Source organism: Propionivibrio sp. (assembly GCF_029255185.1).
Taxonomy (GTDB): Bacteria; Pseudomonadota; Gammaproteobacteria; order Burkholderiales; family Rhodocyclaceae; genus Propionivibrio.
In genome coordinates this window covers 1-4,103 of record NZ_JAPUVO010000021.1, presented here as the reverse complement: position 1 = coordinate 4,103, position 4,103 = coordinate 1, and the positions used below count along the sequence as shown (strand labels likewise).

Sequence of the window (4,103 nt, the reverse complement as noted above, 5' to 3'; positions counted from 1 at the left end):
GCCGCGCCTGTCCGTCGCCGACGCCAGCAACTGACGTTGATCACATCGTGCCGATACGACGCGGCGGCACAAACAAACACGAAAACCTCCAGCCCCTCTGCCATGCCTGTCACAGCCGCAAAACCGCCACGCAAGACAGCCGGTTCTCCTGCCGTTAGCAAAGGTTAACGGTCTGGCATGGGGGGGGTATCAAAACCTTAGGCGAGCACGGCCCTAGACCGCGTATCCACCGCCGTTTTTGTGGGCGCGAAATTGGGAAACTTTTTTTCTGGGGATAGGATCATGCCGAAGGGGCGTAAGGCGCAGCCGGAAGCGGTAAATGACGCGAAGGGCAATCCCGGGCGTCGTCGGCGCAAGGCGATGGTGGCGTGTGAAGGCTCCAGTTCGAGCACTGCACCGGAATTTTTGTCTGAGGCTGCGAAGAAATTCTGGGACATGCAGGCACCGGAACTGGCGGCGATGCGTTTTGTGCGGTCAACGGACCACATGGCGTTCGCGCGTTACTGCCAGCATCTGGTGACGTGGTGGGACAAAACCAAGGCGCTGGAAACCGAAGGCGACACTTACACCACCACCAGCGAACACGTGGTCATCAAGCGTATCAACCCCGATTTCATCGTGCGCGAGCGCGTGGAGCGGCAGCTTTTGGCGCTCGAAGACCGCTTCGGCCTCAACCCTGTTTATCGCCAGCAGATTCTGCAGCGCATGGCGGGTCAAGTCACGCAGACGCAGCCCGCCACGGGCCTGTTCGACGCGTCTGGCGAGACGCCGTCCGCTCTCGAAACCGCGGCACCGTCGGCGATTGGAATTTTGAACAACGATGAAACGCGCCACTGAGAAAGGCGATGCGAAGATTCCGCCGCCGATGCCGCGTGGCGGTGAAATTTTTGGCGCGTGGTATGATCACAAGGCAGCAAACAACGCGGTAAATTTCTTTCCAACCTACATCCGGCACACCGAAGCCGAGTGGTACGGCAAGCCTTTCATCCTGTCGCCGTGGCAGGAAATCATCGTCCGCACGGCATTCGGCTGGAAACGCGCCGACGGCACGCGCCTCATTCGACAAGTCTACATCGAAATCCCGCGCAAAAACGGCAAGACGGAATTCGCGGCGGGCCTCGCGTTGCTGATAATGCTGGGTGACAGCGAATTCGGCGGCCAAGGCTATGCCATGGCCTGCGACGAGCAGCAGGCGCGCATTGTCTTCAACAAGGCCGGAACCATGGTCGGCCTGTCGCCAGCGCTGGCGAAAGAAATCGAGGTGTTCAAAACGTCGATATTTTGCGCGACGCTGCAAGCCGGTTTCCTCCCGCTATCGTCGAAAGCGGCAACGAAACACGGATTTTCGCCGAGCTTCGCGGTGGCAGATGAGTTGCACGAATGGCCGGACGGCGAGCTTCACGACGTTGTCCACAAGGGAACCGGCGCACGCCGCCAGCCGCTAGAGATCCTCATCACCACCTCTGGCGAGCCGGGCATCGGCTATGGCTGGGAATTGCACGAATACGCGACAGAAATCCTGTCTGGAAAAAACACGAACCCAAGTTTTTACCCTGTCATCTTCGCCGCAGCGCCGTCCGACGATTGGCGCAGTCCGGAAACATGGCGCAAGGCCAACCCAAATCTGAACATTTCGATCAAGGAGGATTATCTCGCGGGCGAAGTGGCGCTGGCCGAAGGCAACACGCGCCGCATCGCCGATTTCAAACGCTTCCACCTGAACATTTGGAACGGCGAGGCGGTGGGTGGCATCGACATGGCGCAATGGGACGCTTGCGGTGGCAGGCCGGTGCGCCTTGAAGATCTGAAAGGCCGCACCTGCTGGGCGGCGCTCGACCTCGCCTCCACCACCGACATGTGCGCGTTGTGTCTGGTCGCACCGCGTATCGACGGCGTGGATGGTTTCGACGTGTGGTGGCATTTCTGGATGCCGAAGGAAAACATCGGCGCGCGGATGCACAAGGATCGCGTGTCGTTCGACCGCTGGATCGCTGCCGGATACATCACGGCGACGGAAGGCAACGTTGTCGATTACGATGCCATCCGCGCCAAGATTTCCGGCGGCGTGCCACACGACGCTATGACGGGGCCGGTGGTCGCGCATGTCGTCAAGATTTCCGAACTGGCCATCGACCGCTGGAACGCGACGCAATTGATGACGCAGCTGCTCGCCGACGGCATCAACGTGGTGGAATTCGGCCAGGGCTATCGCAGCATGACTGCACCGTCGAAGGAATTCGAGCGCCTGCTCGGCAAAGGACTTTTGAATCACGGCAACAACCCCGTCGCCCACTGGATGGCGACATGCACCACCTTCATCACCGACGGATCCGAGAACATCAAACCGGCCAAACCCGACCGCCGCCGCACCAGCAAGCGCATCGACGGCATCGTGACGCTGATCATGGCGCTGGCCCGCACGCTGGCGGCGCCGGAGCCTGAGCAAGTGCCAGGCATCATCATTCTGTAAGGTTTTACGCCCTCATGTCGAAACTCACGGCTTTCATGCGCGGCCTCGCGGGAGGCGGTCGGGCGCGCATCGCGCCGCCACGCCCGCAAGACGTGACGGCTTCCGGCGCGGCGCCTGCCGCGATCAGCAACCAAATGCTTGGTGGCGCACCGTCATCGGAGTTTTTCTTCGCGGCCAACAATGCGGCGGGCGTCGAGGTCACAGAACGCTCCGCGATGTCGATCAGCGCGGTTTATTCCTGCGTAAGTTTGATCGCCGGTGCCATCGGCGGCCTGCCATTGCCGATTTATCGTTCCACCGCGGGCGGACGGGAGCGCATCGAGCGTCATCCGCTCGCCGCCTTGCTCAACCGCGCACCGTCGCCGTTGTGCACCGCCGCCGTTTTTTGGGAATTTCTCACCTCGTCGCTGCTGTTGCATGGCGACGCCTTTGCGCGCATCACCCGCGCCAGCGCCTTCGACCCCGCCGTGGCCAGCCTCGTGCCGTGGCACCCCAGCAATGTCGAGGTGCGCCGGATTGACGGCCGCTTGAAATACCGCCTCACCGATCCCGAAATCGGCGGCAAGAGCGTCATTGTCGATCAGGACGACATGCTGCATGTGCCGGGCATCGGCTTTAACGGCCTGCGCGGCATGACGCCCCTGTCCTACGCCCTGCGCAGCGCGGCAGGCATTGCGCTGGCCGCGACGGAACACACGGCGCGCTTTTTCGGCAACGGCGCGCGGCCTGATTTTGTGCTGACGACCGACAGCAGCACCCTGACCGAAGAACAGGGCGCAAAAATCCGCGAAGCGTGGAACGACATGCATGGCGGACCGCACCGCGCCTATCGCCCCGCCTTGTTGTCCGGCGGCCTGAAAATCCAGCCCCTCACGCTCAATTCTGTGGACGCGCAATTGCTCGCGACACGAAATCTGCAAGCCGAGGACGTGGCGCGCATCTTCGGCGTCCCGCCACACATGATCGGCCTGACCGACAAGACCACCAGTTACGGCTCGGGCGTCGAGCAAATGTCGATTGGCTTCGTGAAATACACGCTGATGCGCCACCTGACGAAATTCGAGCAGGAAATCAACCGTAAAGCGCTGCGCGACACCGAAGTTTTTGCGGAATTCACCACAGCCGGACTCGAGCGTGGCGATCTGAAATCGCGTTACGACGCGCACCGCACCGCCATCGGCCGTGCGGGTGAGCCGGGCTTTCTCACCGTCAACGAAGTGCGGCGTCTGGAAAACTTACCGCCGGTCGAAGGCGGCGACGTCATCAACAAAGGGGACAAAAATGCGCCACCAAATGTTCAAGCTGCTGTCTGAAAATCGCGGCAAGGGCTTTTTCAGCGTCGAAAACGCCGCGCAGGAAACCACGATCTATCTTTACGACGCCATCGTCGGCACCGACCTCGAAGCCGAATACTGGGGCGGCGTGTCGGCGGAAACGCTGGTCAAAACCATTCGCGGCGTCACCGCGCCGGTGATCAATTTGCGCGTCAACAGCCCGGGCGGCGATGTGTTCGCGGCCCGCGCCATCGAGCAGGCTTTACGCGACAGCGCCGCCACCGTCATCGCGCATATCGATGGTTACGCCGCCTCCGCCGCGTCGTTCATGGTCATGGCGGCGGACCAAATCATCATGG

The 4,103-nt window shown here is 61.5% G+C and carries 5 protein-coding genes; all 5 read left to right on the top strand.

Annotated features, from left to right (window positions below; genetic code table 11):
* Positions 1-158, top strand: a 158-nt coding sequence (locus tag Q1J43_RS15835; protein ID WP_366141808.1) for an HNH endonuclease signature motif containing protein, incomplete at its 5' end; no start/stop codon positions are given.
* Positions 159-282: 124 nt separating this feature from the next.
* Positions 283-837 (top strand): P27 family phage terminase small subunit, encoded by a 555-nt coding sequence (locus tag Q1J43_RS00270; RefSeq protein WP_301100279.1) that lies wholly within the window; start codon positions 283-285, stop codon positions 835-837.
* Complete coding sequence (locus Q1J43_RS00265) at positions 821-2,470, top strand: terminase large subunit (RefSeq protein ID WP_301100278.1); 1,650 nt, start codon at positions 821-823, stop codon at positions 2,468-2,470. The genes Q1J43_RS00270 and Q1J43_RS00265 overlap by 17 nt, the downstream gene beginning before the upstream one ends.
* A gap of 14 nt (positions 2,471-2,484) precedes the next feature.
* Positions 2,485-3,783 (top strand): phage portal protein, encoded by a 1,299-nt coding sequence (locus Q1J43_RS00260; protein WP_301100277.1) that lies wholly within the window; start codon positions 2,485-2,487, stop codon positions 3,781-3,783.
* Positions 3,764-4,103 (top strand): ATP-dependent Clp protease proteolytic subunit (locus tag Q1J43_RS00255; RefSeq protein ID WP_301100276.1); only part of this gene is annotated, 340 nt, incomplete at its 3' end. The genes Q1J43_RS00260 and Q1J43_RS00255, both read left to right, overlap by 20 nt.